Source organism: Qipengyuania thermophila (assembly GCF_004153605.1).
Lineage (GTDB): Bacteria > Pseudomonadota > Alphaproteobacteria > Sphingomonadales > Sphingomonadaceae > Qipengyuania_B > Qipengyuania_B thermophila.
Genome location: NZ_SDSI01000001.1, coordinates 689834 through 715859 on the forward strand (window position 1 = coordinate 689834; position 26026 = coordinate 715859).

Genomic DNA, 26026 nt, shown 5'->3' on the forward strand with positions numbered 1-26026 from the left:
GCTACCGGAACGGCTCTGCGATCGCGCCTGTTTCGTCGGAGTCGAGCGCTTCGTCCGCAGGCGCGCTGCCGAAGAGGACGGCTTCGGCCTGCCGGCGCCGCGCCGCGAGGAACTCCTGCTCCAGCGCCGTGTCGCGATCGACGCGCGTGCGCAGACGGCTGCGCAGCCGCGTCGGAAGCCGGGTGTCGCTGCGCAGCAGGTTTTCGCCGGTCTGCGAGCGGCCGCGCTCCTCGATGCGCTGTCCGACATCCCCGACACCCGTGCTCGCGGTCCGGCCGGCGGCGTCGGCCGTCTGCTGCTGGGCCTGGCCGGGCGGGGGCAGGGTGCCCGGGACGATCAGCTGCGCTGCCGCCGGTGTTCCCCACAGAAGCGCGGCAGCGGCCAAGGGCGCGCGGATGCGGGCAAGGGCTGGAGCGGCGCTCACCGGCTGCCGTCTCCGAACGGCCGGAGAACCGCGGTGGCAAGGCGCCCGGACACCCCGGCGATGTCCTCGACCGGACGGACAATCAGGGTGAGAACCTGCACGGGACATTGGGCGCTCACGGTCAGGCGACCCGCGAACGGCGTTGCTTCCGCTGCGGAAGGCGGCACTTCCACGCGGCCGATTTCCTGCCCGTTCTCGCAGGCGAGCTGCCAGAAGGGGCGGCTGCCCAGACCCAGCTGCAGCTGGTCGAAGTGCCCTTCCAGCGTATAGGTCCCGGGCGGCAGATACTGGTACTGGCGCACGACCGGACCGCCCGCACCCGGCGGTGCGGCGAAGTCGACCACGCCGACCTGCCCCTCCGCCAGAATGGCAGCCCCGGTGCCGGCGTCCGCATCCACCTGCCAGTCGAGCGGCGTGCGCACGTCCGTCCGCAACGCGAAACGCGGGTCGCGCGATCGGTTGCGCGGCGTCGCACCGCGCAGCGCCGTGTATTCCTGCCACGCACGGTCATGCTGACCGGCGGAGAACAGCGCGTTGACGAGATACTCGCGCTGCTCCTTTGTCACCTCGAGCCCCGCGGCTCTCGCTTCGCTGAGAAACGCTGCTGCCGCGCCGGGCTGGATCCCGCTCCCGGCAACGAAGTCGAGAAAGCTGCGCGCCCAGACGGTGTCCGGACGCAGCCGCGCCAGCAGCCCGGCCCGCACGAGCGGTTCCGGAAGGGCGTTCGCCAGCACCGGATACAGGGTGTTGCGGGCGGTGTCGGACACTTTGAGGGCGATGTCGTAGTGGCGCAGCGCACCGGCAAGATCGCCGCGGCTGACCGCCTGCTCGATGGCCCATAGCTGGGGACGCAATTCGCGGCGGGACAGACGTGTGCTGTGGGCGAAGATCCGGTTGGAAAGGGCCGTATCGCCGCGCAGTTCCGCCTGGAAGGCGAGCACGGTCAGCGCGTCGGGGGTCAACGCATCCCGGCGAATGGCGAGGCGGGCCATCTCCGCCGCCGCCGACGTGTCGTCCGCCTCCGGCCGTGTGGCGAACATCTGTTCGGCATTGGCGGCGGCGATCTGTCCGTTGCCCGGTGCCAGCGCATGCGCCCGCCCCGCATCGGCGCGGACCAGCGCATTGGCGAGGCTGCCCGTGACCCCGAACCATGCCCCGACCGCGATCGCCGCCGCGACAGGCAGGCGGCGGCGCCAGTGCCCCTGCGGCCAGCGCGAGACGGATTTGGCGCGTCTGCGCTTGCCCATGTCAGGCCGGCTTGGAGGCCGGCTCCCGGCCGTAGCTGTAGCCGTAGTCGTAGCCGTACCCGTAATGCGAGCGGCGCGATTCGAACTTGGTCAGCACGCCGCCGAACACGCGCGCATTCGCGGCCATCAGGCGGTTCAGCGCCGTCTTCACCTGGGCCGAGCGGATGCCGTGCGATTCCACCGCGTAGATCACGCCCTCGACCCGGCTGGCGATGAGCGGCGCATCGGCCAGTCCCATCACCGGCGGGGAGTCGATGATCACGTGATCATAGGTCTTGAGCAGCCGGGTGATGAGCTCGCCCAGCCGCGCGCCGGTCAGCAGCTCGGCGGCGTTGGGCGGGATCGGCCCCGCAGACATGGCGGTGAAGCCGAGATCGGCCATGTCGAAGGTGAGCGAACCGATGTCTTCCTCGCCGGCGAGGAAATTGCTCAGACCCCGGTCGTGGTCGACGCCGCCGAGGTGGTGGACGGACGGCGAACGCATGTCGCCATCCACCAGGATCACCTTCTTCCCTGCGCGCGCGAGGGTGGTGGCGAGCGCCAGCGAGGTGGTCGACTTGCCTTCCGCGGGCCGTGTCGAGGTGACGGAGAAGCTGCGCGGAACGCCGTGCTCGGTGGTGAAGGCGAGGTTCGTCTGGACCGCGATGTAGGCGTCGAACAGTTCCGACTTGCGGTCGAGCAAGGCATCGCGTGGATCGCCGCCGTCCTCGACCTTCGGCACCGAACCGAGCAGCGGCAGGCCGAGGCGGCGCTGCAGTTCGGCCGGGTCGCTGATCGCGTCGTCGAGCTGTTCCAGCGCCAGCGCGAGCAGCGCACCGAGCGCAAGGCCGGCGAGCAGCGAAATGGCCAGGTTCAGCAGTAGGCGCGGGCTGGACGGCCGCTGCGGCACGTCGGCGACGTCGACGATGGCGACGTTGTTGACGCCGATCCCGCCGGCGACGCCGATCTCCTTGAACCGCTGCAGCAGCGCGTCGTAGAGTGCCCGGTTGGTGTCGACCTCCTGCTGGTAGACGTTGTACTGGATCGAGCGCCGGCGCAGGTCGAGATACTCGCCCTTCAGCGCGTTGACCCGCTGTGCCAGCGCGTTTTCGCGTTCGACCGCCTGCCGGTATTCGGCTTCGGACGCGCCGCTGACGCGGGCTTCCTCCCGGGCGATGGCGCGGTCCAGCTGGGTGATCTGCTCCTGCAATGCCTGCGCCGCCGGATAGCCCGGCTCGAACCGGACCAGCATCTGCTGGTATTCGGCTGCCCGCTCAGCACGGCGCTGCCTGAGGCCGTTGATCGCCTCGTTCGAGAGCGCCTCCATCGACGCCCCGCCCCGGCCGGCCTGACGGAAGCGTGCCTCGGCCTGGATGCGGTCGGCCGTCGCGCGGGTCAGCGCCGCGTTCAGCGTGGCGAGATTGTCCGCCACGATCGAGCGTTCCTGCGTCACCAGCCCGTCGGAGCCCGACTGGGCGGGCAGGTTGATGATCTGCTGCTCGGAGGCGTAGTTCACCAGCTGCCGCTGCGACTCGTCGAGCCGCTGCTTGTATTCGGTCAGCTGCCGCTGAAGCGCCTCGCGGCCGTAGGCCGTGGCCTGCACCTTGCGTTCGAGATTGGTCTCGATGAAGGCCTGCGACCACGCATTCGCGACCCGCGCGGAAAAGGTGGGATCGGCGCTCGTGAAGCGGATCGAGACGAGGCGCGAGAGGCGCGTCGGCTCGATGCTCACATTGTCGAGCAGGATCTGCCCCGCCTCGCGCTGGCGGGTTGCGCGGCCCTCGGCGCGGAAGCGTCCGCTCGTCTGCTGGAAGGCCGGATCATCGCCCCCGTCATGGCCAAACAGCTCGAAGAACGTCGGGTCGTCGACCAGCCGCAGCTGTGTCGCCACCCGCTCGGCCAGCGACCGCGCGCGCAGCAGGCCGTACTGGGTCTGGTAGAACTCCTGGTCGGCGATGCTCGCCTCCCGCTCCACGCCCTGGAACTGGGTGACCTGATCCGATTCGCGCGAGATCTCGATGACGGAGGTGGCGGTGTATTTCGGCGTCATCAGCAGCGTGACGACCGCGCCGGCAATGACCGCAGCCACGACCGCGCCGATGATGGCCCACTTCCACCGCTTCGCGATCCGCAGGTACTGCTGCAGCAGCGAGGGCGCCTCGAGCTCCATCTGGGCAGGGCGCGCCGGTTCGGCCGCGACGAGGCGGCTGGGCAGGTCTTGGGCGAGGATGTTCATGCCGGGAGGAAACTCACTGGAGGATCGCGATCACCGGCGAGGCGAGCAGCGGGGCGATGCCCACGAAGTCGCGGAACAGCCGCCGCTGCGGACTGTCGCCGACCACCACCACGTCATTGGCGAAGAGCGAGGGATCCTCGTAGGCGCCGCGGCGGATCGCGTTGATGTTGTAGAGCGCCGCCATGCGCTGTCCGTTGACCGTGCGCAGGATGACGACATCGTCCTGCTTGGCGAACTCGGTCAGGCCCCGGGCCGAGGCGATCGCCCGGAGCAGCGTCATCTGATTGGTCACCGGGTAGAGGCCGGGCTCCACCACCTGACCGTCGACGGTGACGACCTGGCTGACGGAGTTCTCGATGTTCACGGTGACGTCGGGATTGCGGACATAGCGGCCGCGCAGCGCGCCGGCGATGTCGTCGGCCAGTTCCCGCGCCGTCTTGCCGCCGGCATCGAGCGTCCCGATGAGCGGCATGGCGATGCGTCCGCCGGCGTCGACCTGCATGCGCCGGCTCAGCTCCTGCACCCCGAACACCGACACGGTGATGGTGTCCAGCGGACCGATCAGCGACAATCGGTCCTGCGCGGTCAGATCCGAACGGATCGGCGCCGGCAGGGCGCGCTCGCCCTCGACGATCGTCAGCCCGGCGGCCGGCTGCAAGCGGGGCTGTCCCGCGCACGCGGCAAGAAGCGCAAGAACCGGGAGCAGAAAAACCTTGGGCATCGCGAACAGTTCCAGTGAGTTCGGCTGCCTGAGCCTATAGTGAACAGCGCCCGCAAGGTAAAGTTGGCGTGTCCCGCGCAAGATCAGGGAGTGTCGTCCAGTCTGCGTGTGCTGCCGGACAGCCACACTGCCGCCAGCATCAGCACGCCCATGACGAGCGGCGTTCGCGCCGGATAGTCGATGAGGCTTGCCGCCGCAACCAGCAGGATCAGCGCGGAGCCGGCGAGCGGCAGCAGCCGCGCGGGACGCGCCTTGAGCGCCCGCCACGTCGCCACACCCCACCACGCCGCCCCGGCGAGCAGCAACGCCGCGCCCGCGACACCGCCTTCAAGGGTGATCTGGAGCCAGTCGCTGTGCGCCTGGTTGATGTATTGCGGCTGCAGCATGGCTTCCGGTTCGGTCACGCGGAACACCGGGTCGAAGGTGCCGAACCCCGTGCCAGCGGGCAGGTAGAACTGCGTCATCTGCACCACCACCGGCAGGAACCGGTTGCGCAGGTCGTCGGCCGAGGCGAGCGTCAGCGCGCGATCGACCGACACGGCGCGCCCCGACAGGACGCTCAGCACGAGCACGCCGACGATGGCCGCCACGATGATCCCGACCACCGGCACCAGCAGCCGCCGCGGCAACCGTGCCGCCAGCGTGCGGACCTGCTTGCGCGCGATGGCGAGGCCGGCAACGGCGCCGGCGAAGCCCAGCACCAGGCCCGCGCGCGAGCCGCTGGCGAACACGAGAAGAAGGAACACCGGGATCAGCCCGATGGCCGCCACGGCGCGGAAATGGCGGCTGTCGTCCGCGCGCAGGCCCCACACCGGCGCCAGCACGCAGCCCATGGCGAGGAACAGGGCGAAGTGGTTGCGGTTGGCAAAGCTGCCGCTGACCTCCCCCCGCATGTCGTTGACGAAAGGGCTGTCCCAGCGCGCGCCCGACACCTGCAGCAGGGCGATCAGGCCGCCGGCGACGACCAGCCCGAGCAGCACGCCGGCGATGCGCCGGTGCTGGTCGCGATCGAGCTGTTCGGCCAGCAGCAGCACGGCTGCGGGAACGATCAGCGAGCCGAGCGCATTGGCGGTGCCGCCGGGCGACATGCTGAGCGGGCGCCAGGGCTGCTCGAGGCCCGCCACGAGCGCCGATTGCGCCAGCAGGTCGCGGCCGGGCAGCGCCGTCCACAGCGCCGGCGGCAACGGCACCAGCTGAAGCGCGACCAGCGCGATCGTGGCGCCCAGCAGCAGCGCCGGCGCGGAACGCGGCAGGCGGACCCGCACGGAAAACAGGATCAGCGCGCCCAGAACGCCCCAGGCGAAGAACCGCACCACCGGCTGACCGAGAACGTCGGCACGCGAGGCGCCTCCCGCCAGCAGCAGCACCGTCAGCAGGGCGGCAAGCAGCCAGAAGGCCAGCGGCGAACCCGCTTCGCGCATGCTGCCGGAGGATGAGTCCATGGACGCGGTTCTTGCAACAATCATTTGAGGGAAGAGGCAGGCCGCCATACAAGCGCCGCCATGGAAGCACAATCCCGCCCCCTCCGAAGCCGCACCGTCCACGCTCGCATCGCCGCTGCGGCGATGGTCGTGGCGCTCTCTGGCGGCCTTGCGGCCTGCGGCGAGCCGATCGCGTTGCCGGATGCCGCTACCGGGACCGCGGCCGGGCGCACCCCGTCAGCCGAGGAGCGGCGGGCGGCGCAGTCCCTGTCGATCGGCAACCAGCAAGCGCTGGCCGCCGCCACCCCCTATGACCGCGCGCTCCTGTGCAGCTTCGCGCTGGAGGCGCTCGACGGGCAGCTGCGCGAACGCGGGCTGCTCAACGATGCGCAGCGGCAGGCGTTTGCGCAGATGCGGGCGGAGTTCGCCCGGCAGCTGCGGGCAACCGCCGGAGAGCGGGCTGAGGCGGATGTGGCGCGCGACCGGCAGACGGTGGCCGAGGCGCATCCCGAGCCGGGCGACCAAGCGCAGATCGCCATCGGCTGCCTGCGGCGCTTTCAGCAGGAGACGGCCTGACGCCGCGGCATCGCTCGCCAAGGAGGACTAGCCAAGGGCGATGTCCGGCGCATCCTCCTGCTTCATGCCGACCACGTGATAGCCTGCATCGACATGGTGGACCTCGCCGGTCACACCGGAGGCCAGGTCGGAGAGCAGGTACAGCCCGGCGCCGCCCACATCCTCGATGGTGATGTTGCGGCGCAGGGGCGCGTTCAGCTCGTTCCAGCGCAGGATATAGCGGAAGTCGCCAATGCCGCTCGCGGCCAGCGTCTTGACCGGACCGGCCGACAACGCGTTGACGCGGATGCCGTCAGGGCCGAGATCGTTGGCGAGGTAGCGGACGCTCGCCTCGAGCGCCGCCTTCGCCACGCCCATGACGTTGTAGTGCGGCACGACCTTTTCCGCCCCGTAATAGGTCAGCGTCAGCACGCTGCCCCCGTCGGGCATCATCGCCGCCGCCCGGCGCGTCACCGCCACGAGCGAGTAGGCAGAGACGTTCATGGTCATCAGGAAGTTGTCGAGCGAGGTGTCGACGAACCGGCCGCGCAGCTCGTTCTTGTCCGAAAAGCCGATGGCGTGAACGAGGAAATCGAGCGTCCCCCACCGCTCCTGCAGCTGCGCGAAGGTCCGGTCGAGCGCGGCCATGTCCGAGACATCGCAGTCGAGCGTAACGTCGCTCCCCAGTTGCGCGGCGAGCGGCGCCACCCGCTTGCCCAGCGCCTCGCCCTGATAGGAGAAGGCCAGCTCGGCACCATGTTCCGCGAGTTTCTGCGCAATGCCCCAGGCCAGCGACCTCGTGTTCGCCAGCCCCATGATGAGCCCGCGCTTTCCCTTCATCAGACCTGTCGTCACGATGTTCCTCCCAGTGTGTGCGCCGCCTCCTGCGTCGCCGGATCCGCTGTATCGAGCGCGATGACCGCGTCTCCCGCCGCGTCGTCGGCAGGCGCGTCCCCGTCGACGACCGCCGCCTCTTCCTCGGGCGTTTCGGCGAGCGCAGCGTTCAGTTCCGCGCCGATGACCAGGCCGAACCCGACCAGCCAGAAGAAGAACAGCGCCACCATGGCTCCGGCCAGGCTGCCATAGGTGAGGTCGTAGCTGAAGAAGCTGCGGAGCAGCGGCGGCAGGGCCATGGTGACAGCGATCCACCACACCGTGACCAGCAGCACGCCTGGCCACTTGGCGTAGCGGCGGCCGCGATAGGCATGCGGGGTGAGGGTGTAGAACAGCAGGTAGAGCGACAGGAACAGCCCGAAGGCGGGCACGATGCGGGACAGGCGCAGCCGAGCGAGCGCGGTGGTGAGATCCGGCAGAAAGGCGGCGATGAACTCCTGCGCGGTGCCGATCAGCACCTGGGCGATCAGCGACAAAAGCAGCAGCACGACGGCAAGCACGGTGATCCCGGCCGAGAGCAGCCGATAGCGCAGAAAGGAGACGCTGGCCTCGGTGCCATAGGCCCGGCGCAGGACATCTCGGATTGTCTCGATCAGGCTGCCGACGGTCCACAGCGCCACCAGTCCGCCGGCCCACAGCAGCCATCCGCTGCGCGCCGCGATGACGTCCAGCGCGACCGGGCGCAGCGTGTCCGCCACCACCGGCGGCAGGGCGAGCAGCACGGCGTTCACGGTCGCCGCCCGGTCCTCCTCCCCGCCGATCAGCGAGAACACCGCCGCGCCGAGGATGAAAAAGGGAAAGATCGCCAGCATCGACATGTAGGCAAGGTTGCCGGCATGGATGAAGCCGTCGTTGTAGGTGCCGTTCAGCACCCGCTTGCCGATCTCGTAGGCCCGTGTCCCGGGTCCGTAGTCGCGCCGGATGCGTCCCTTGAGCTTCTGCGCCGCCCGGCGCCGCGCCTCCGGCGACAGGGAGCGGACGGGCTGCTCGTGCGCAGGTGCCGGCGCGTCACTCACCGGCCGGACTCCGGCGCATCATCGCTGGCCGGCGGGTGCAAGGCTTACCCCGCGAGGGTGGCACGCGGATCGCTCGCGTCGCGCCAGCCTTCCAGCCTGGCCGCAAGCTCGGACACATCGGCCGGCAGCTGGATCGACAGGGTGACGAGCTGGTCGCCGCGGGTGCCATCCTTGCGGGAGAACCCCTTGCCGCGCAGCCGCAGGACAGTGCCGCTGCTCGAGCCGGGCTTGACCGTCATCATCACCGGCCCGTCGACCGTGGGCACCCGCACCCGCGCCCCGCGGACCGCCTCGTCGAGGGTGACGGGCAGCTCCATGCGCACATCGTCGCCGTCGCGGCGAAACACCCGGTGCGGCTCGATGGCGATCGTGATCAGCGCGTCTCCAGCCCCGCCCGGCCCCGCTTCGCCCTTGCCGCGCAGGCGCATCTGGGTGCCGTCCTCGACCCCCGCCGGCAGCTTGAGATCCACCGTCTTGCCGTCGGCCAGGGTGATGCGCTGCTCCGTGCGGGTCGCCGCGTCGGTGAACGGCACCCGCAGCCGGTACTGGACGTCGGCGCCGCGCGCGGGCGGGGCGCGAAAGCCGCCCCGGAAGCCCCCCTGCCGCCCGCCCATCCCCGCGCGCGCTCCGCCGCCGCTGCCGAACAGGCCCTCGAACAGGTCGCCAAGATCGACCCCTTCCTGCGCGAAGCCGCCGAACTCCTCGGCCCGGAACCCGCCCGGTCCGCCGGCCGCATGCCGGAAGCCGCCGCCCATGCCGGCGAACGGGTTGGTAGGGTTGCCGTCGGCGTCGATCTCGCCGCGGTCGAACCGGGCGCGCTTGTCCGCATCGGAGAGCAGGTCGTATGCGTTGGTGACGCGCGAGAACCGCTCCGCCGCCTGCGGATTGTTCGCGTTGCGGTCGGGATGGAGTTCCTTGGCCAGCTTGCGGTAGGCGCTCTTGATCTCCTTTTCGGAGGCGTCGCGCGCCACGCCAAGAGTCGCGTAAGGGTCTGCCATGGCGTCTAGCTAGGTGCAGGACAGAAGGAGGGCAATTGCTTTCCACCCGTGCGCATCGGCGCTAAGGGCGGGGTCCGCCGCCGCGGCCGCCGTCGCGGCGACGGTGTTGCAAGGGCATGGGCATGGGCGAAGCTGAGAGCGCGATCATGGCGGACGATCCGCTGGAGCTGTTCGGGCAATGGTTCGCCGAGGCGGTGCGCAGCGAGCCGAACGACCCCGAAGCCATGGCGCTGGCGACCGCAACCCCCGACGGCCGGCCTTCTGTCCGGATGGTGCTGCTGAAGGAGCATGGACCGGACGGCTTCACCTTCTACACCAATCTCCACAGCCGCAAGGGCGAGGAGCTGTGCGCCAATGCGCACGCCGCGCTGCTGTTCCACTGGAAGAGCCTTCGCCGGCAGGTCCGGGTGGAAGGGCCGGTCTCGCCGGTGAGCGCCGCGCAGGCCGACGCCTACTTCCACTCGCGGCCGCGCCGGTCGCAGCTCGGCTCCGCCGCCTCGGACCAGTCGCGGCCCCTGGCCGCGCGAGTTGACTATCTCGAGCGCGTCGAGGCGCTGGCGCGGCAATACCCGGAAGGCGATGTGCCCCGCCCGCCGCACTGGAGCGGCTTCCGCCTGCGGCCCGAGCGGATCGAGTTCTGGCTCGACCGCGCCAATCGCCTGCACGACCGCCGCCTGTTCCTCCGCGGCGGCGAGGGCGGCTGGTCCAGCACGCTGCTGTACCCGTGAAAAGCGCCGCTTCCTTCGTCCAGGACGACCGGTCGCGCCTTGCGCGCGGGGCGGCGCTCGCCTCCATCAGTGTCGCGGCGGTGCTGGTGGCGCTCAAGACATGGGCGGCGTGGCGCACCGGCTCGTCGGCAATGCTCGGGAGCCTCGCCGACAGCGCGCTCGATCTCGTGGCGAGCCTGACGACCTTTTTCGGCGTGTGGATCGCCGCCTTCCCCGCCGACCGCGAACATCGTTTCGGCCACGGCAAGGCCGAAGCGGTGGCCGCCATGGTGCAGGCGATGCTGATCGGCGTGTCGATCGTGCTCATCCTGCTCCATTCGGTGCGGCAGCTCACCCACGGCGTCGGCGTGCGCGCGCCGCTGGAAGGGATGGGCGTGTCGCTGGTGGCGATCGCGCTGACGCTGGGACTGCTCAGCTGGCAGCGCTACGTGCTGCGGCGGACCGGGTCCGTCGCCATCCGCGCCGATCACCTTCACTACCAGTCGGACATGCTGCTCAACCTCGCGGTCATCGCCGCGCTGGTCCTTGAAGGGTTCGCCGGACTGACCGGCGCGGATCCGGTGTTCGGCTTCCTCATCGCCGGGTGGCTGGGCTACGGGGCGTTCCGCGCGGCCGGGGATGCCATCGACCAGCTGATGGACCACGAATGGCCTGAGGATCGGCGGCAGCGGCTGGTAGAGCTGGTGGCGCAGCATCCCGAGCTGTCCAACCTGCACGACCTGCGCACCCGGACGAGCGGTCATCGCGACTTCGTGCAGTTCCACATCGACATGGACCCGCGTCTTTCGGTGGTCGAGGCACACGACATCATCGAGCGGATGGAAAAGAACCTGTGCCGCCACTTTCCGCGCATGGAGCTGTTCGTGCACATCGATCCGGCGGGCTACAAGGATTCGGACAATCCGCTCATCGAGGAGAACGAATTCGCCCGGCTGGGTCCGCGCCCATGACGAGGTCCGTCGCCTACTGGCACGTGGACGCCTTCGCCTCGGCCGCATTCGGCGGAAACCAGGCCGCGGTGATGGTGCTGGATCGATGGCCGGACGATGCGCTGCTCCAGGCCATCGGCGCCGAGAACAATTTTGCCGAGACCGCCTTTCTCGTGCGCGACACGGGTGGCGAGGCGGACTGGGAACTGCGCTGGTTCACGCCGACGCACGAGGTGGCGCTCTGCGGCCATGCGACGCTTGCCAGCGGGCATGTGCTGCTCGGAAGGAACGGGGGCGACCGGGTCCGGTTCCGCACCCGCCAATCCGGTGTGCTGGAGGTGCGGCGCGAGCCGGGCGGCTACACGCTCGACCTGCCGTTGACGCGGGTCGCCCCGCGGAACGATGCGCGCCTGCTGGCGGCGCTGGGCGCGCAAGGCGAGGTCCATCACAGCGTTTCGGGCGCGGAACAGACCGCCATTGTGCTGCTGCCCGATGCCGCGGCGGTTCGGGCGCTCGCCCCGGACATGGCCGCACTCGCCGCGACCGGCGTCATGGCGATCTGCACCGCGCCCGGCCAGGGGGTGCATGACGTGATCAGCCGCGTCTTCGTTCCCGCATGGGGCGTGGACGAGGACAGCGTCACCGGGTCTGCCCATGCCGCGCTGACGCCGTTCTGGGCCGAGCGGCTGGGCCGCGCCCGCTTCACCGCGCATCAGGCGTCGCGACGCGGCGGCGAGCTGACCTGCCGGCTGGAGGGGGAGCGGGCGTGGATCGGAGGCGCCTGCGTGACGGTGGTCGAGGGGCGGTTCTACCTGGCGGGATAGAGCGCCAGAATGTCGGCCATGCGCGGCAGCAGCGCCGCCCGCTGCTGCGCGTCCGAATGGCCCAGCCGCACCAGCGTCACCCGCTGCTCGGGCGAGACGAGGGCATACTGTCCCATGTGGCCGATCATCGCGAACAGCGTTGGCGGGGCGGAGTCGGGGAACAGCGGATGCTCTTCGCCGGCTGCGCGGGGGAAGTCCCGGTTGAGCCAGGTCTGGAAGCCGTAATGCGGCGCGCGCGGCGACGGCGTCACCATGGCCTCGACCCATGCACGGGGGACCAGCTGCGCGCCGCGGTGGGACCCCTTGGTCCGCAGGAACTCCGCAAAGCGTGCCCAGTCGCGCGCCGTGCCATGGATCAGGCTGCCCCCGATCAGGGTGCCGGCCCGGTCGAATTCGGGCACCATCGACTCCATGCCCAACGGGCCGAACAGCCGCGTCTGAAGATAGTCGGCCATCGCCCGCCGCCGGATCTCGGGATCGCGGCTGTCGGTGAGCGCGCGGGTCGCGATATCCGCGAGGATGACGCTGGTGTTGGAGGAATACTCGAAGCGCTCGCCCGGCTCCGCCTCGAGCGGCTGGGCCGATGCGAACTCGGCCATGTCGTCGCGTCCGTCGAGGAACAGCATCCGCACTTCGAGCGATTCGTAGGATGGCTCGCCCGACTCGGTGTGGCGCAGTCCGCTGCGCATCTGCAGCAGGTGCCGCAGCGTGATCTCGCGGCGCGGGTCGCCGGGCCGGTTCCAGCGGGGCACCGGCGTCGGCTGGTCCAGATCCAGCCGCCCGTCGGCCACCAGCATTCCGATCACCACGGCGGTGACCGTCTTGGCCATCGACCAGCTCACGAAGCGCGTGTCGGGGCCGTAACCCGGTCCGTAGCGTTCTGCGGCCACCGTGCCGTTGTGCATCAGGATGACCGCGCGGGTTTCGCCGACCGCCGGATCGGTGAACAGCGCGTCGACGGCCCGCGCGACCTGCCGCACGGGCGCGCCGGGATCGGCAGACACCGCCGCCAGCGCCTCTTCCCCTAGCCCGGACGCTTCGGGAGCGGGATCGGCGCACCCGGCGGCCGCTGGCAGCAGCAGGGCAAGGGCGATAAGAGCACGGCGAGTCGGAGCCGGGGGAAGCCTCATCGGGCGGACCTTGCGCATGGCGATGGGGATGGCAATGCCGAAGACGCAGGTGCGGAGACCGGGACGCCGGCGGGTGATGTGGCTGGTCGTTGCGGCGGTGCTTCTCGCCGGCGTGGCGGCCGCCGCGGTGTTCGGGCCGGCGCTGCGCGGCTATGCCGCCGCGGGCACCGCCTACGCCGCCCGCGTGACGTGCTCGTGCCGGTTCGTCGCCGGCCGAAGCCTCGCCGACTGCGCCAAGGACAAGGTGGCCGGCATGGAGTGGGTGCGTCTGTCCGAGGACACCGAGCGGCGCTCGGTGACGGCGGTGTTCCCGCTCCTCGGATCGGACGAGGCGGCTTTCGAACCCGGTTGGGGCTGCGTGCTCAGGCCGTGGCAGGGCTGAGGGTGCGCCCGGCGAGGGCGGGATCGCCGTTCGCCGCATCGGCTTCGGTGGCCGCGATCCAGCCGCCGCCCACGACCCGCTCGCCGCAATAGAGCACGGCCGCCTGTCCCGGCGCGACGCCGTATTCCGGCTGGAGAAAGGTCAGCGTCACGTCGCGGCCCCCTCCCAGTGACCCTTCGACCGTCGCCGGAACGGGCCGGGCCATGGAGCGCACCTTGACCATGAGCGGCTGGCCGGCCGCGGCCGCGCCGATGCGGTTGGTTTGCGTCAGATGCGCGCGGCGCACCGCCAGCAGGCGCCGCGGACCCACCCGCACGCGCCGTGCGGCGGCATCGATGCCGACCACATACAGCGGTTCGGCCTGTCCGCCGATCTCCAGCCCGCGCCGCTGTCCCACGGTGAAGTGGATCACGCCGCGGTGACGGCCGAGGACCGCGCCGGTCTGCGCATGCACGATGTCGCCCGCCTCGCTTCCCTCCGGCCGCAGCCTGCGCACCACGGCAGCGTAGTCGCCGTCCGGCACGAAACAGATGTCCTGGCTGTCGGCCTTTGCCGCGTTGGCGAGCCCGGCGCCGCGGGCCAGGGCGCGCACCTCCTCCTTCGGCAGGCCGCCGAGCGGGAACCGCAGAAAGGCGAGCTGTGCATCGGTGGTGGCGAACAGGAAATAGGACTGGTCTCGCGCCGGATCGCGCGCGCGCAGCAGGTGCACGTCCTCGCCGCGGCGCTCCCGCTGCACATAATGGCCTGTCGCCAGGCAATCGGCGCCGAGTTCGCGCGCGATCGCCAGCATGTCGGTGAACTTGGGGCCGGTGTTGCAGCGGATGCAGGGCACGGGCGTGCGCCCGGCAAGGTAGTCGTCTGCGAACCGCTCCACCACGGCCTGCCGGAACGCACTCTCGTGGTCAATGACGTAGTGGGCGATGCCGAGCCGGTCGGCGACCTGCCGTGCGTCGCGGATGTCGTCGCCGGCGCAGCACGCGCCCTTGCGCCCGGTCGCTTCCCCGTGGTCGTAAAGCTGGAGGGTGATGCCGATCGTCTCCGCCCCGCTGCTCGCGGCAAGCGCCGCCACGACCGAGGAGTCGACGCCCCCCGACATGGCCACGACGATGCGGCACTGCGCCGGAGGGCGAGGCAGGTCGAACAGGGCAGCGGCTTGAGCGCCCGACAGGGAAGCGGCGAGGTTCATGAGCGCGCGCAATGTAGTGCGCGGACGGGCTTCTTTCCAGCGCAGTACAGGCGGGGCGGCAGCATGCTCCGCGTGCAAACCCGCATCCCGGCTTCACCGCTTGTTTACCCGCGGCGGGTACCCCGGTGGGCATGTTCGAGGGCAGAAAACCCAAGCGCGCTGCCGACGCCCCGGCGGAAAATGCCGCCCTCCTGCGCGAACTTCGCTGGGCGGAACTCAGCGCGCAGCTGGCCCTGATCCGCGAGGCACAGGGGATCGGGCGCGGCCGCGGCGGCGACGGCGAAGGGAGCGGGCGCTTTGCCGCGGTCCACAGCGGCCCCGTATCCGACGCCCGGACCGTGCCGGACGAGGCGCGCCCGGACTGCGGCGGCTCCTCCGCGGCGCTGCCGTCCCGCAAACGTTCGAAGTTCAAGGATCGCCGGCAACCATGATCGAGAATTCGTCCATCCGCCCGGATCAGGTGATTGGACCGCTCGGCGAGCCGCTGACGCTGGCCGATCTGCCGCCTCCTGACACGACGCGCTGGGTGGTGCGGCGCAAGGCGGAGGTCGTCGCCGCCGTCAATGGCGGGTTGTTGACGGTCGACGAGGTTCTGGAACGCTACAACCTCACCCTGGAGGAGTTCGCCTCGTGGCAGCGGGCAGTCGACCGGTCGGGGATGCAGGGCCTGCGCGTCACGCGGATCCAGCACTACCGCGATCTCTACGAACGCCAGCTCAAGTATTGAGCCCGCCACAGGCCGCCGCAGGAATGTCTCGCCGGCCCCTTAAAGGCTGAATTTTCAGCGAAACCCGATGCTCGTGCGGCCGGCGCGCAGCGGCGAAGATCAAGCCGCGGCCGCTTCTCTTCGTCGCAATCCGGAACCACTTCAGCCCATGGGCCGTTCTCTGCGCGAAGTCATGCAAAACAACGCGAGGAGGAATTCGCTATGGGCTGGATTATCGCAATCATCGTGGGCGGGGTGGCTGGTTGGATTGCCAGCATGGTCATGAACCGCGACGCCTCGATGGGCATCCTGTGGAACATCGTGGTCGGCATCATCGGCGCGGTCATCGGCAACTGGCTGGCCGGTCCGCTGCTTGGCGTTCAGGGCAGCATCCAGCAGTTCAGCCTGACCGGGTTCCTGATCGCCATCGCCGGCGCGATCGTCCTGCTGGCCATCGTCAACCTGGTGCAGCGCGGCCGGGTCCGGTAACGCCGCCGCGCGTCCACGACGCGAACACATCGAGGGGCGGGTCGTCTTCGGACGCCCGCCCTTTTTCGTGGATTGACCATTCCGCCTGGGATGAACGGGCGGTTGTCCGTGTGCGGCAATGCCGTTGCACGTCGTTCCGGCGAGCCCTAGATGATCTGCCGCTCCCGCCTTGCGGGATGTGTTCTAGTGATGTAGAACACCTGGGGCTGGGCAGGGACGTGATCGCCGATGAACTACGAATCCAGAATTTCGGTCGACCCCGTCGGACACCCCGCTGACCCGGTCGCCGATGGCGCGCCCGTGCGGCGTCGGCGCACGCTGATCATCGGGGCGGTGCTCATCGGTCTCGTGCTCGCCGCGCTGGCCTACTACGCCAGCCGTGCCGGCAGCGCCGAAGCGCCGGCGGCTTCCGAACAGGTTCCCTCCGTCACGGTGGTCGCCCCCGGCCGGCAGACCATCGAGGGCGAGGTGAACGTGACCGGCACGCTGGCGGCGCGCCGGAACCTCCCGGTGGGCGTTGTCGGCGAAGGCGGGCGGGTCGTGTCCGTGCTCGTCGACGCGGGCGACTGGGTGCGGCAGGGGCAGGTGCTCGCCGTGATCGATCGCAGCGTCCAGGAACAGCAGGCCCGCGGTGCGGTGGCCCAGATCGCCGTGGCGCAGGCCGACGCCCGCCTCGCCCAGGAAAACCTCGAGCGCGCCTTGCAGCTCGTCGACCGCGGCTTCATCTCGCGGGCGGAAGTCGACCGGCTCACCGCCACCCGGGACGCCGCCAACGCCCGGGTCGCCGTCGCCCGGGCGCAGGCGGACGAGCTGCGCGCCCGCAACGCCCGGCTGAACATCGTCGCACCCGCCGCCGGCCTCGTCCTCCAACGTCAGGTGGAGCCGGGACAGACCGTCAGCGCCGGATCGGGGGTGCTGTTCAGCATCGCCCAGAACGGCGAGTTGGAGCTGCTGGCGCAAGTCGGCGAGAACGAGCTTGCCAATCTGTCGGTCGGCCTCCCGGTGGAAGTCACGCCCGCCGGAACGACGCAGGCCTTCACCGGACAGATCTGGCAGCTGTCGCCGACCATCGACCCGCAGACCCGCCTCGGCACCGCGCGCGTGGCCCTGCGCTACGATCCGGCGCTGCGTCCGGGCGGGTTCGCCACCGCCGTTCTGCGCAGCGGCACGGTCAGCGCCCCGGTGCTGCCCGAAAGCGCCCTGCAGAGCGACGGCGAGGGCAGTTACGTCTACATCGTCGGTGACGACAACCGCGTCGTGCGGCGCAACGTCAGGCTGGGCAATGTCACCCGCGACGGGATCATCATCGCCGAAGGGCTGGCGGGGACGGAGCGGGTGGTGCTGTTTGCCGGCGGTTTCCTTGCTCCCGGAGACGCGGTGCGGCCGGTCCGCGCGGCGGGTGCCCGCCCGTGAACTTCCGCAACATCTCCGCCTGGTCGATCCGCAATCCGATCATTCCGATCGTGTTGTTCATCGGCCTGACGCTGGCCGGCCTGCTGTCCTTCATGCGTCTGCCGGTGGTGAACTTTCCGGATGTCGAATTTCCGATGGTCTCGGTGCTGATCAGCCAGCCCGGCGCCGCTCCGACCGAGATCGAGACCCAGATCACCCAGCGCGTCGAATCGGCGGTGCGGTCCATCAACGGGGTGGAAACGATCAACTCCACCGCGTCCGAGGGCAGCAGCAGCACCATGGTGGAGTTCGCCATCGGCACCGACGTGAACGTCGCCGTCAACGAAGTGACCAATGCCATCGCGCAGATCCGGGGCGATCTTCCGGACGGCATTCTCGAGCCGCGGGTGGCCAAGGTGCAGAACGCGGGCGGGGGCATCATCGGCTTCTATGCCGTCAGCGCGCCCGACATGACTCCGGAACAGCTCAGCTGGTTCGTCGACGACACTGTGTCCAAGCGTCTGCTGGCGGTGTCGGGCATGGCGGCGGTCAGCCGGGCGGGCGGCGTCGACCGCGAGATCCGGGTGGTGCTCGATCCGGCGCGCATGCAGGCTCTCGGCGTGACCGCGCGCGACGTGAATGCGGCGCTGCGCCAGATCAACATCAACGCGGCCGGAGGTCAGACCGAAATTGCCGGCTCGCGCCAGTCGGTGCGCGTGTTGGGCAATGCCGACGATGCCTACGCCCTGTCGCAGCTGCGCATCCCCGCGGCGCGCGGCGCCACGATCAAGCTGTCCGACATCGCCGATGTGTCGGATGGCTATTCCGAGCCGCGCCGACTGTCGAAGGTGGACGGCGCGCAGGTCGTCACCTTCTCCTTTGAGCGCGCGCGCGGGGTTTCGGAAGTCGACGTCTATGACGGCGCCGTGGCCGCCATGCGCGCCATCGAGGCCGAAAATCCCGGCGTGACCTTCACCGAACTGTTCACGCCGGTGCCCTACACCAAGCAGCAATACGCCACCTCGATGGCCGCCCTCATCGAAGGCGCGGTGCTGGCGATCGTCGTGGTGTTCTTCTTCCTGCGCGACTGGCGGGCGACGTTCATCAGCGCCGTGGCGATCCCGCTGTCGGCAATCCCGACCTTCTGGTTCATGGACCTGCTCGGCTTCAACCTCAACTTCCTGTCGCTGCTGGCGCTGTCGCTGGTTGCGGGCGTGCTGGTCGACGACGCCATCGTCGAGATCGAGAACATCGTCCGCCACATGCGGATGGGTAAATCCGCCTATCAGGCGTCGATTGACGCGGCCGACGAAATCGGCCTCGCCGTCGTCGCGACGAGCTTCTCCATCGTCGCCGTGTTTCTGCCCGTCGGGCTCATGCCGGGCATCCCGGGCGAGTTCTTCAAGCCCTTCGGCCTCACCGTCGTCGTGGCCGTGCTGATGAGCCTGCTGGTGGCCCGCATGATCACGCCCATGATGGCCGCCTATTTCCTCGAGGCAAAGGGCCACGCCGAACACGGCGAGGGCCGCGCCATGGACCTGTACATGCGGGTGCTCGGCTGGACGCTCCGTTCCGACGAGTCGCGGGCCATGCTCGCCCGGATCGAGCGGGTGCCGGGCACGTGGCTGTACCGCAGCATCGCGCTGCTGGCCGTGTTCGCCATGGTCGGCGCGTTCGTGTTCGGCGTCACCATGGCGTTCCAGCTGCTGGTCGGCTCCGGCCTGCTGCCCATCCTGATCGTGGCGCTCATTGCGCCGTTCGTCGGCCTGGCGTTGGCGGTCGTGGTGGCGATCGTGCTGCGCTTCCTCCTCGGCCTGTTCGGCGGCTTTGGCCGCTACTACCGGAGCTTCTCGGCGCGGCTGTATGCGCGCACGCGCGATCACCGGTTCTACGCCTTCATGGCCGGCGTCTTCGCGCTGATCATGACCGGTGCGCTGTTCGCCGGGCTGCCGCAGCAGTTCCAGCCCAACACCAACGAGGATGGCAGCCGCGTCACCATCGAGCTCGTGCCGGGCACCACCATCGAGCAGACGCAGGCCGTCGCCAGCCAGGTCGAGGCCGTCCTGCGCGAGGCTCCGGAAGTGGCATTGGTGACGCAGGCGATCCGCGAGGGCAGCGCGACCCTCTATGTCGACCTCGTCCCGGCCGAGGAGCGGGAGGCCACCAGCGTCGAGTTCGAGCGGCGGTTGAACCCGGCGCTGGCCGCCATTCCCGACGCGCGGGTCAGCTTCGCCTCGCAGTCGGGCGGCGGGTTCGGCAGCGGGCGCGACATCTCCGTCATGCTCGCCGGCAGCGACCCGATCCTGCTCGAGCAGACGGCGCAGACGCTGGTCGAACAGATGCGCGGCCTTCCCGGTGTCGTGGCGCCGCGCATCGCCGCCGACCTGCGCCGTCCCGAACTCATCATCACCCCGCGCGAGGACCTCGCGGCGCAGCTGGGCGTGACCACGGCTGCGCTGTCGAACGCCATCCGGATCGCCACGCTCGGCGAGATCGATCAGAACGCCGCCCGCTTCTCGCTCACCGACCGGCAGGTGCCGATCCGCGTCATCCTTCCGCGCGAGTCGCGCCGCGACATCGCCACCATTCAGAACCTGCCGGTGCCCACGGCAAGCGGCGCGTCCGTCCCGCTGCGGCGGGTCGCCGACATCTCCTTCGGCTCCGGCCCGACCCAGATCCAGCGCTACAACCAGTCGCGGCGGGTCTTTGTCGGGGCCGACCTAGCGGAGGGGCAGGTCAAGGGCCCGGTCATGGAGTCGATCCAGCGCCTGCCGATCATGCGCGACCTGCCGCCCGGCGTATCGAACGAGGCCGTGGGCGAGGACAAGTGGCAGGCCGAGATGATCGCCAGCTTCGCCGTTGCGGTGGTGAGCGGCGTGCTGCTCGTCTTTGGCGTGCTGGTGCTGCTCTACCATCGTTTCGTCTCGCCGCTGGTCAACATGACCTCGCTGCTGCTCGCCCCGCTGGGCGGCCTCATCGCCCTCCTGATCGTCGACCAGCCGATCTCCATGCCCGTCTACATCGGCATGCTGATGCTGCTGGGCATCGTCGCCAAGAACTCGATCCTGCTGATCGACTTCGCCATGGAGGAGATGAACAAGGGCGTGCCCAAGCTCCAGGCGATCATGGACGCCGGGCACAAGCGCGCGCAGCCCATCGTCATGACCACGGTGGCGATGACCGCGGGCATGGTTCCCACCGCCATCTCTGTGTCCGGCGATGCTGCGTGGCGCGCGCCGATGGGCACGGTGGTGATCGGCGGCCTCCTGCTCTCCACGGTGCTGACGCTGGTGCTGATCCCGGCCGGCTTCAGCCTCGCCGACGGGTTCGAAAAGCGGGTCGGGCCGTGGCTGTCGCGCCGGCTGCTGACCTACCGGCCCGGTGACGAACAGCGCCCCACCGGACCGCAGACCAGCGGCAGCAGCCTGCCGACGCCGGCCGAATGAGCCGCGGCCAGCCGGCCGCGCTGCCAGACCGTTGACGGCGCCGGCCACCGTCACGCCGGACCGCGCGCGCGCCATGCGCCGCACGGCGACCGGCCTGCTGGTGCTCATGGCGGGACTGTTCGTGCTGGCGGAGATCAACCTCGGTCGCCACTGGGGATGGGGCTATCTCCATGCTTTTGCCGAAGCGGGAATGATCGGCGGGATCGCCGACTGGTTCGCGGTCACCGCGCTGTTCCGCCGGCCCCTCGGGCTGCCGATCCCGCACACCGCCATCGTCCCCGAGAACAAGAACCGCATCGCCGACACCATGGCGCAGTTCCTGCGGACCAATTTCCTCACGCCGCAGGTGGTGGCCCGCCGGATGGAGGGGATGAACCTTGCCGCGGCCGTCGGCGCCTACCTCGCCGCGCCGCGCGAGGCGGCCTCTTCGCGCATTGGGACCGGGGCCCGCGATCTGGCGGTGGAGGTGCTGCAATCGCTCGATCCGCAGCGCCTCGGCACGCAGGTGCGCGCGGGTCTCGCGGCACAGATCGAGCGGGTCCAGATCAGCCCGATGCTGGGACAGCTGCTGGCGGCGATGATCGCCGACGGACGGCACCGGCCGCTGATCGACAGCCTCATCCGCTGGGCGGGGCTGGTGCTCGAAGACAACGAGGACACGGTGCGGGCCATGATCCAGCGGCGCGCCAACGCCCTGCTGCGGCTGGTCGGGCTGGACGAGCGGCTGGCGAATTCGGTCATCGACGGGCTTTACCGGATGCTGGCCGAAGTGCTGGTCGACCCCGATCATCCCCTGCGCCTCAAGGTTGAACAGGGTCTCGCCGATTTTGCCCATCGCCTGCAGCACGATGCGGACCTGCGTGCGCGGGTGGAGCGGATGAAGAACGACTTCGTCACCAATCCGGCGGTCGGAAGCTGGTGGCAGGGAGTGTGGGAGCGGCTGCGGGAGGGGCTGATCGCCGGACTTCGCGACGGGCGCGGCGTGTCCGGTCAACTTTCGGAGGCGCTGCGTGACATGGGCCTCGCGCTCGAGCGCGATGCGCGCCTGCAGCATCAGGTCAACCGCCTCGCCCGGCGCTCCGCCGTGGGGCTGGCGACGAACTATGGCGAGCAGATCGTGCGGCTGGTGTCGGAGACGGTGAAGCGCTGGGACGCGCGCACCGTCACTGACCGGGTGGAGGGCGCGGTGGGCCGCGATCTCCAGTTCATCCGCATCAACGGGACGCTGGTGGGCGGTCTCGTCGGCGTGGCGATCCACGCGCTGGTGGGGTTGTTCTGACGCCCCTGGCGCGCGCCGTGTCTCAGTACACCCGGTAGCTGATCTTGGTCGAGAAGAACGCCGGTTTCGGCTCTCCCGCCGCGTTGCGGCCAGGTTCGAACCGCGCCTCCCTGCGCATGATGTCGCACACCCTCTGCGCGAAATCCGAGCCTCGGGACAGCAGGATCATGTGGCACCGGCTGACGCGCCCGTTCGCACCCACGACCACGCGCAGGCGGTAGTCGGCCTCTGCTCCCTCCTCGAGCGCCTTGGCTGGATAGAACTCCTGGATCTTTCCCACGAGAGGAACCGAGTTGATCCAGCGCGCCGCCGTAGTCGCCTCGCGCAACTCGGCAGGGTCCATGCCCCAGCTCACCAGGAGATCGTCCATGCAGGCGTTCATGGCCTTGAACGGCGCTTCGAGGGAGCCGAAGGACAGGCTCACGCTCTCGCCGCCCTTCGTCAGTGTCAGCCGCGCGATGGACCGGCCGTGCTCCGGGTTCAGAAGCCGGAGCCTGGCCGCGCGCGCGGTCCCGTCGCTCAGCGCGTCAGGCTCCGAACGCAGCCGCGGCTTGGCCGTCCTGCTGATCAAGGTCGGAGGCGGAGCCTCGTGAGTGACGCTCGCCACGGCCGTGCCGAACTCCGCCACGCGAAGCGACGCGTCATGGTCGATCTCGAAGCCGTCGAAGGCGGGTGCGAACTGCACTTGGACCTTACCCTTGCCGAACCGGTCCACCAGCGGGCCGGCTACAGTCCAGGAAAAGGTGTCGCTCGGCTGCGTCTGCTCGAGCATGAACGCCGTTCGCGTCGGACCCTCGCCGAAGGCGCGTGTCATGCGGCAGCGATGGTCGCCGTAGTCGAGCACCCAGGCGCTCGACGGCGAGAGCACGACTTCCTCCGCTTTCGCCCCCGAGGCGATCACGCTAAGCACGGCGGCGCCCATGGCCCATGCGTGCATGACAAACCCCCTCCTCACCTCGAAGAGGGGTGTAGCACCGCGGCCTTGATGATCAAAGCTTTGCCGTCAGCTCCGGCAGGATCTTGTAGAGATCGCCCACCAGACCGACGTCGGCGACCTGGAAGATGGGCGCGTCCTCGTCCTTGTTGATGGCGATGATGACCTTGGAGTCCTTCATCCCCGCAAGGTGCTGGATTGCGCCGGAAATGCCGACCGCGATGTAGACTTCGGGAGCGACAATCTTGCCGGTCTGCCCGACCTGGTAGTCGTTGGGCACGAAGCCTGCGTCCACCGCGGCGCGCGACGCCCCCACGCCAGCCCCCAGCTTGTCGGCCAGCGGGATGATGTATTCCTGGAAAGTCTCGGCATCCTTGAGCGCGCGCCCGCCGGACACGATGATCTTGGCGCTGGTGAGCTCCGGCCGTTCGCTCTCCGCCAGCTCGCGCCCGACGAACTGCGAGGCACCGGAATCGCTGGGGCCGGCGACTTCCTCGATCGCCGCCGCGCCGCCGCTCGCCTGCGCCTTGTCGAAGGCCGTGCCGCGCACGGTCAGGACCAGCTTGGGATCCGTCGCCTCGACCGTCGCGATGGCGTTGCCGGCATAGATGGGCCGGGTGAAGGTCCGTTCGCCTTCGACCGACAGGATCTCGGACACCTGCATCACGTCGAGCAGGGCCGCGACCCGCGGCGCGATGTTCTTGCCGGTGGTGGTCGCGGGCGCGAGGAACGCGTCGTGGTGCTCCATCAACCCGGCAACGAGCGGCGCGACATTCTCCGGCAGCTGGTGTTCGAACGCGGGGTCGTCAGCCACGTGAACCTTGCCGATGCCCTGAACCTGCGCCGCCTGTTCCGCCACCGCACGGCAGCCGGATCCGGCCACCAGCAGGTGCACCTCGCCGCCAAGCCGGGTCGCGGCGGTGACCGTCGCCAGCGTCGCTTCCTTCATCGACGCATTGTCATGTTCCACCAGAACCAGGGACTTCATCGTCGCAATCCTTTCAGAACCCGCGCGGATCAGGCAATGCCGAGCGTCTTGAGCTTGCTGACCAGTTCATCGACATCGGCCACCTTCACCCCGGCCTGGCGAACCGCCGGCTCCTCGACCTTCACCACGCGCAGCCGCGGGGCCGTGTCGACGCCGAGGTCGGCCGGGGTCTTGACGTCCAGCGGCTTCTTCTTGGCCTTCATGATGTTCGGGAGCGAAGCGTAGCGCGGCTCGTTGAGCCGCAGGTCGGTGGTGATGACCGCGGGCAGGGCCAGGCGCACGGTTTCAAGGCCGCCGTCGACCTCGCGCTTCACCGTCACATGGTCGCCCTCGACTTCCACCGTGTTGGCAAACGTGCCCTGCGGCCGGTTCATCAGCGCCGCCAGCATCTGCCCGGTCTGGTTGGAATCGTCGTCGATCGCCTGCTTGCCGAGCAGGATGATGCCGGGCTGCTCGGCCTCGGCCACCGCCTTGAGGATCTTGGCCACGGCCAGCGGCTCGACCTCCTCGTCGGTTTCGATCAGGATGGCGCGGTCGGCGCCCATGGCCAGAGCCGTGCGCAGGGTTTCCTGCGCCTTGGCGGGACCGATGGAGACGGCGACGATCTCGTCCGCCTGCCCCTTCTCCTTGATCCGGATCGCCTCCTCGACGGCGATCTCGTCGAAGGGGTTCATGCTCATCTTGACGTTGGCGAGATCGACCCCGGACCCGTCCGCCTTCACCCGCGGCTTCACGTTGTAGTCGATCACCCGCTTGACGGGGACGAGGATTTTCATCGCCGGGCCTTCCTCTTGCTCGCTGTTGTGAATGCCTCGACGGGCATGTGCGTTCCGTCGCCCCGCGCGTCAAGGGCGCCGGCGAAGCCTGGCGCCCCCGCCACGGCTCAGGCGGCCTTGCGCACCTCGGCGACGATCTTGCGCGCCGCATCGCCCAGATCGTCGGCGCTGACGATGGCAAGCCCCGAATTGTCGAGGATCGCCTTGCCCTGCTCGACATTCGTCCCTTCGAGGCGCACGACCAGCGGCACGGAAAGGTTGACGTCCTTGGCCGCCGCCACGATCCCGTCGGCGATCACGTCGCATTTCATGATGCCGCCGAAGATGTTGACGAGGATGCCCTCGACCGCCGGATCCTTGAGGATGATCTTGAACGCGGCGGTCACCTTCTCGCGCGATGCTCCGCCGCCGACATCGAGGAAGTTGGCGGGGAAGGCACCGTTCAGCTTGATGATGTCCATCGTCGCCATGGCGAGGCCGGCGCCGTTGACCATGCAGCCGATGTTGCCGTCGAGCTTGATGTAGGCCAGATCGTGCTCGCTCGCCTCGACCTCCGCCGGATCCTCCTCGGTCACGTCGCGCAGGTCAGCCAGCTCCGGATGGCGGAACAGCGCGTTGCCGTCGAAGCTCATCTTCGTGTCGAGCACCATCAGCGTGCCGTTCGACTCGGCCAGCGGATTGATCTCGATCATCTCGCAGTCGAGTGCGTGGAACGCGTCGTAGAGCTGCCGGCCCAGCTTCTGCGCCTGCTTGGCCAAATCGCCGTCGAGCTTCAGCCCGTAGGCGAGCGCGCGGCCATGGTGCGGCATGAACCCCTGCGCGGGGTCGATGGTGATGGTGACGATCTTCTCCGGCGTCTCGTGCGCGACATCCTCGATGCTCATGCCGCCCTCGGTGGAGGCGATCATCGCGACCCGTCCGGACGCCCGGTCGACCAGCATCGACAGGTAGTACTCCTTGCCGATGTCCACCCCGTCAGTGACATAGAGCCGGTTCACCTGCTTGCCCTCGTCACCCGTCTGGACCGTCACCAGCGTGTTGCCCAGCATCTCGCGGGCGTGGCTTTCCACCTCCTCGATGCTCCTTGCAAGACGGACCCCTCCCTTGGCGTCCGGGCCCAGCTCCTTGAACCGCCCCTTGCCCCGTCCGCCGGCATGGATCTGCGACTTCACCACGTAGAGCGGCCCGGGCAGCTGCCGCGCCGCCTCCACGGCTTCCTCGACGCTCAGCGCGGCGATGCCCCGCGGCACGGGAAGGCCGTGCTTGGCGAGCAGTTCCTTGGCCTGGTACTCGTGGATGTTCATGACTGGTCGCAATCCTTCGCTGATCGGGTGCGCAGGTCCGCC

The 26026-nt window shown here is 69.5% G+C and carries 25 protein-coding genes; 11 read left to right on the forward strand and 14 right to left on the reverse strand.

Annotated elements, in window-relative coordinates; translation table 11 throughout:
• Position 1 precedes the first annotated feature (1 nt).
• The 5 genes from ETO60_RS03275 to ETO60_RS03295 form a co-directional block, all read right to left on the reverse strand.
• Positions 2-424 carry a hypothetical protein gene (locus ETO60_RS03275; RefSeq protein ID WP_130002605.1) on the reverse strand — a complete coding sequence of 141 codons (423 nt, stop codon included), beginning with the start codon at positions 422-424 and terminating at the stop codon, positions 2-4.
• Positions 421-1671 carry a hypothetical protein gene (locus ETO60_RS03280; protein ID WP_130002607.1) on the reverse strand — a complete coding sequence of 417 codons (1251 nt, stop codon included), beginning with the start codon at positions 1669-1671 and terminating at the stop codon, positions 421-423. The genes ETO60_RS03275 and ETO60_RS03280 overlap by 4 nt, the downstream gene beginning before the upstream one ends.
• Before the next feature lies 1 nt (position 1672).
• Positions 1673-3886 (reverse strand): GumC family protein, encoded by a 2214-nt coding sequence (locus ETO60_RS03285; RefSeq protein WP_165362096.1) that lies wholly within the window; start codon positions 3884-3886, stop codon positions 1673-1675.
• A 13-nt stretch (positions 3887-3899) separates the two neighbouring features.
• A complete protein-coding gene (locus ETO60_RS03290) occupies positions 3900-4607 on the reverse strand; it encodes a polysaccharide biosynthesis/export family protein (RefSeq protein ID WP_130002609.1) in 708 nt (235 codons plus the stop codon).
• 83 nt (positions 4608-4690) lie between these two features.
• Positions 4691-6049 (reverse strand): O-antigen ligase family protein, encoded by a 1359-nt coding sequence (locus ETO60_RS03295; protein WP_130002611.1) that lies wholly within the window; start codon positions 6047-6049, stop codon positions 4691-4693.
• A gap of 60 nt (positions 6050-6109) precedes the next feature.
• Between ETO60_RS03295 and ETO60_RS03300 the strand changes: the two genes are divergently transcribed.
• Positions 6110-6604, forward strand: coding sequence for a hypothetical protein (locus ETO60_RS03300; protein WP_130002613.1), 495 nt, complete (start codon positions 6110-6112; stop codon positions 6602-6604).
• Between the two features lie 27 nt (positions 6605-6631).
• On the opposite strand, the gene fabI is transcribed toward ETO60_RS03300, so the two are convergent.
• Genes fabI through ETO60_RS03315 form a run of 3 tightly spaced genes read right to left on the reverse strand, consistent with a single transcriptional unit; the run spans position 6632 to position 9491 of the window.
• Entirely contained in the window at positions 6632-7423 is a 792-nt protein-coding gene (gene fabI, locus ETO60_RS03305) for an enoyl-ACP reductase FabI (RefSeq protein WP_130003078.1), read from the reverse strand.
• An 11-nt stretch (positions 7424-7434) separates the two neighbouring features.
• Positions 7435-8493 (reverse strand): YihY/virulence factor BrkB family protein, encoded by a 1059-nt coding sequence (locus ETO60_RS03310; protein WP_130002615.1) that lies wholly within the window; start codon positions 8491-8493, stop codon positions 7435-7437.
• A gap of 44 nt (positions 8494-8537) precedes the next feature.
• A complete protein-coding gene (locus ETO60_RS03315) occupies positions 8538-9491 on the reverse strand; it encodes a DnaJ C-terminal domain-containing protein (protein WP_130002617.1) in 954 nt (317 codons plus the stop codon).
• Positions 9492-9607: 116 nt separating this feature from the next.
• Here ETO60_RS03315 and pdxH point away from each other — a divergent pair, with 116 nt between their 5' ends.
• From pdxH to ETO60_RS03330, 3 genes are read left to right on the forward strand one after another with little or no spacing between them, the layout of a single operon-like run.
• On the forward strand, positions 9608-10219 hold the full coding sequence (pdxH, locus tag ETO60_RS03320) for a pyridoxamine 5'-phosphate oxidase (RefSeq protein WP_390612488.1): 612 nt from the start codon (positions 9608-9610) through the stop codon (positions 10217-10219).
• Positions 10216-11169: a cation diffusion facilitator family transporter gene (locus ETO60_RS03325; protein WP_130002621.1), complete on the forward strand. Its 954-nt coding sequence runs from the start codon at positions 10216-10218 to the stop codon at positions 11167-11169. Before pdxH ends, ETO60_RS03325 begins: the two co-directional genes overlap by 4 nt.
• A complete protein-coding gene (locus tag ETO60_RS03330) occupies positions 11166-11972 on the forward strand; it encodes a PhzF family phenazine biosynthesis protein (protein WP_130002623.1) in 807 nt (268 codons plus the stop codon). The genes ETO60_RS03325 and ETO60_RS03330 overlap by 4 nt, the downstream gene beginning before the upstream one ends.
• On the opposite strand, the gene ETO60_RS03335 is transcribed toward ETO60_RS03330, so the two are convergent.
• Positions 11957-13102, reverse strand: a complete 1146-nt coding sequence (locus ETO60_RS03335) for a serine hydrolase domain-containing protein (protein ID WP_130002625.1) — start codon at positions 13100-13102, stop codon at positions 11957-11959. The genes ETO60_RS03330 and ETO60_RS03335 overlap by 16 nt on opposite strands.
• A 28-nt stretch (positions 13103-13130) precedes the next feature.
• Here ETO60_RS03335 and ETO60_RS03340 point away from each other — a divergent pair, with 28 nt between their 5' ends.
• Positions 13131-13484 (forward strand): hypothetical protein, encoded by a 354-nt coding sequence (locus tag ETO60_RS03340; RefSeq protein ID WP_199798819.1) that lies wholly within the window; start codon positions 13131-13133, stop codon positions 13482-13484.
• Here ETO60_RS03340 and mnmA read toward each other — a convergent pair.
• On the reverse strand, positions 13465-14670 hold the full coding sequence (gene mnmA / locus ETO60_RS03345) for a tRNA 2-thiouridine(34) synthase MnmA (RefSeq protein WP_130002627.1): 1206 nt from the start codon (positions 14668-14670) through the stop codon (positions 13465-13467). The genes ETO60_RS03340 and mnmA overlap by 20 nt on opposite strands.
• Before the next feature lie 131 nt (positions 14671-14801).
• Here mnmA and ETO60_RS03350 point away from each other — a divergent pair, with 131 nt between their 5' ends.
• The 6 genes from ETO60_RS03350 (at position 14802) to ETO60_RS03375 (ending at position 21982) form a co-directional block, all read left to right on the forward strand.
• The gene (locus ETO60_RS03350) at positions 14802-15101 is read left to right on the forward strand and encodes a hypothetical protein (RefSeq protein ID WP_130002628.1); all 300 of its coding nucleotides are present in this window, start codon (positions 14802-14804) and stop codon (positions 15099-15101) included.
• A complete protein-coding gene (gene sciP / locus ETO60_RS03355) occupies positions 15098-15397 on the forward strand; it encodes a CtrA inhibitor SciP (protein WP_130002630.1) in 300 nt (99 codons plus the stop codon). Before ETO60_RS03350 ends, sciP begins: the two co-directional genes overlap by 4 nt.
• Positions 15398-15598: 201 nt before the next feature.
• Positions 15599-15865 (forward strand): GlsB/YeaQ/YmgE family stress response membrane protein, encoded by a 267-nt coding sequence (locus ETO60_RS03360; protein ID WP_130002632.1) that lies wholly within the window; start codon positions 15599-15601, stop codon positions 15863-15865.
• A 228-nt stretch (positions 15866-16093) separates the two neighbouring features.
• A complete protein-coding gene (locus tag ETO60_RS03365) occupies positions 16094-17278 on the forward strand; it encodes an efflux RND transporter periplasmic adaptor subunit (RefSeq protein ID WP_130002634.1) in 1185 nt (394 codons plus the stop codon).
• Positions 17275-20703 carry an efflux RND transporter permease subunit gene (locus tag ETO60_RS03370; protein WP_130002636.1) on the forward strand — a complete coding sequence of 1143 codons (3429 nt, stop codon included), beginning with the start codon at positions 17275-17277 and terminating at the stop codon, positions 20701-20703. Before ETO60_RS03365 ends, ETO60_RS03370 begins: the two co-directional genes overlap by 4 nt.
• Before the next feature lie 73 nt (positions 20704-20776).
• A complete protein-coding gene (locus ETO60_RS03375; RefSeq protein ID WP_130003081.1) occupies positions 20777-21982 on the forward strand; it encodes a DUF445 domain-containing protein in 1206 nt (401 codons plus the stop codon).
• Between the two features lie 22 nt (positions 21983-22004).
• On the opposite strand, the gene ETO60_RS03380 is transcribed toward ETO60_RS03375, so the two are convergent.
• The 4 genes from ETO60_RS03380 to sucC form a co-directional block, all read right to left on the reverse strand.
• Positions 22005-22919 (reverse strand): energy transducer TonB, encoded by a 915-nt coding sequence (locus ETO60_RS03380; protein ID WP_130002638.1) that lies wholly within the window; start codon positions 22917-22919, stop codon positions 22005-22007.
• Between the two features lie 52 nt (positions 22920-22971).
• Positions 22972-23904, reverse strand: coding sequence for an electron transfer flavoprotein subunit alpha/FixB family protein (locus tag ETO60_RS03385; protein ID WP_130002640.1), 933 nt, complete (start codon positions 23902-23904; stop codon positions 22972-22974).
• A gap of 29 nt (positions 23905-23933) precedes the next feature.
• Positions 23934-24680 carry an electron transfer flavoprotein subunit beta/FixA family protein gene (locus tag ETO60_RS03390; protein WP_130002642.1) on the reverse strand — a complete coding sequence of 249 codons (747 nt, stop codon included), beginning with the start codon at positions 24678-24680 and terminating at the stop codon, positions 23934-23936.
• 107 nt (positions 24681-24787) lie between these two features.
• Positions 24788-25984 (reverse strand): ADP-forming succinate--CoA ligase subunit beta, encoded by a 1197-nt coding sequence (gene sucC / locus ETO60_RS03395; RefSeq protein WP_130002644.1) that lies wholly within the window; start codon positions 25982-25984, stop codon positions 24788-24790.
• Positions 25985-26026: the final 42 nt, after the last annotated feature.

What these genes read in the sequence shown, in the direction of transcription:
- sciP (WP_130002630.1), top strand. Translation starts at nt 15,098, where the DNA reads ATGATCGAGAATTCGTCCATCCGCCCGGATCAGGTGATTGGACCGCTC.
- mnmA (WP_130002627.1), bottom strand. Translation starts at nt 14,670, where the DNA reads ATGAACCTCGCCGCTTCCCTGTCGGGCGCTCAAGCCGCTGCCCTGTTC.
- ETO60_RS03365 (WP_130002634.1), top strand. Translation starts at nt 16,094, where the DNA reads ATGAACTACGAATCCAGAATTTCGGTCGACCCCGTCGGACACCCCGCT.
- ETO60_RS03285 (WP_165362096.1), bottom strand. Translation starts at nt 3,886, where the DNA reads ATGAACATCCTCGCCCAAGACCTGCCCAGCCGCCTCGTCGCGGCCGAA.
- ETO60_RS03295 (WP_130002611.1), bottom strand. Translation starts at nt 6,049, where the DNA reads ATGGACTCATCCTCCGGCAGCATGCGCGAAGCGGGTTCGCCGCTGGCC.
- ETO60_RS03380 (WP_130002638.1), bottom strand. Translation starts at nt 22,919, where the DNA reads ATGCACGCATGGGCCATGGGCGCCGCCGTGCTTAGCGTGATCGCCTCG.
- pdxH (WP_390612488.1), top strand. Translation starts at nt 9,608, where the DNA reads ATGGGCATGGGCGAAGCTGAGAGCGCGATCATGGCGGACGATCCGCTG.
- ETO60_RS03350 (WP_130002628.1), top strand. Translation starts at nt 14,802, where the DNA reads ATGTTCGAGGGCAGAAAACCCAAGCGCGCTGCCGACGCCCCGGCGGAA.
- ETO60_RS03280 (WP_130002607.1), bottom strand. Translation starts at nt 1,671, where the DNA reads ATGGGCAAGCGCAGACGCGCCAAATCCGTCTCGCGCTGGCCGCAGGGG.
- ETO60_RS03390 (WP_130002642.1), bottom strand. Translation starts at nt 24,680, where the DNA reads ATGAAAATCCTCGTCCCCGTCAAGCGGGTGATCGACTACAACGTGAAG.
- fabI (WP_130003078.1), bottom strand. Translation starts at nt 7,423, where the DNA reads ATGAAGGGAAAGCGCGGGCTCATCATGGGGCTGGCGAACACGAGGTCG.
- ETO60_RS03375 (WP_130003081.1), top strand. Translation starts at nt 20,777, where the DNA reads ATGCGCCGCACGGCGACCGGCCTGCTGGTGCTCATGGCGGGACTGTTC.
- ETO60_RS03330 (WP_130002623.1), top strand. Translation starts at nt 11,166, where the DNA reads ATGACGAGGTCCGTCGCCTACTGGCACGTGGACGCCTTCGCCTCGGCC.
- ETO60_RS03360 (WP_130002632.1), top strand. Translation starts at nt 15,599, where the DNA reads ATGGGCTGGATTATCGCAATCATCGTGGGCGGGGTGGCTGGTTGGATT.
- ETO60_RS03315 (WP_130002617.1), bottom strand. Translation starts at nt 9,491, where the DNA reads ATGGCAGACCCTTACGCGACTCTTGGCGTGGCGCGCGACGCCTCCGAA.
- ETO60_RS03290 (WP_130002609.1), bottom strand. Translation starts at nt 4,607, where the DNA reads ATGCCCAAGGTTTTTCTGCTCCCGGTTCTTGCGCTTCTTGCCGCGTGC.
- sucC (WP_130002644.1), bottom strand. Translation starts at nt 25,984, where the DNA reads ATGAACATCCACGAGTACCAGGCCAAGGAACTGCTCGCCAAGCACGGC.
- ETO60_RS03340 (WP_199798819.1), top strand. Translation starts at nt 13,131, where the DNA reads ATGGCAATGCCGAAGACGCAGGTGCGGAGACCGGGACGCCGGCGGGTG.
- ETO60_RS03335 (WP_130002625.1), bottom strand. Translation starts at nt 13,102, where the DNA reads ATGAGGCTTCCCCCGGCTCCGACTCGCCGTGCTCTTATCGCCCTTGCC.
- ETO60_RS03385 (WP_130002640.1), bottom strand. Translation starts at nt 23,904, where the DNA reads ATGAAGTCCCTGGTTCTGGTGGAACATGACAATGCGTCGATGAAGGAA.
- ETO60_RS03300 (WP_130002613.1), top strand. Translation starts at nt 6,110, where the DNA reads ATGGAAGCACAATCCCGCCCCCTCCGAAGCCGCACCGTCCACGCTCGC.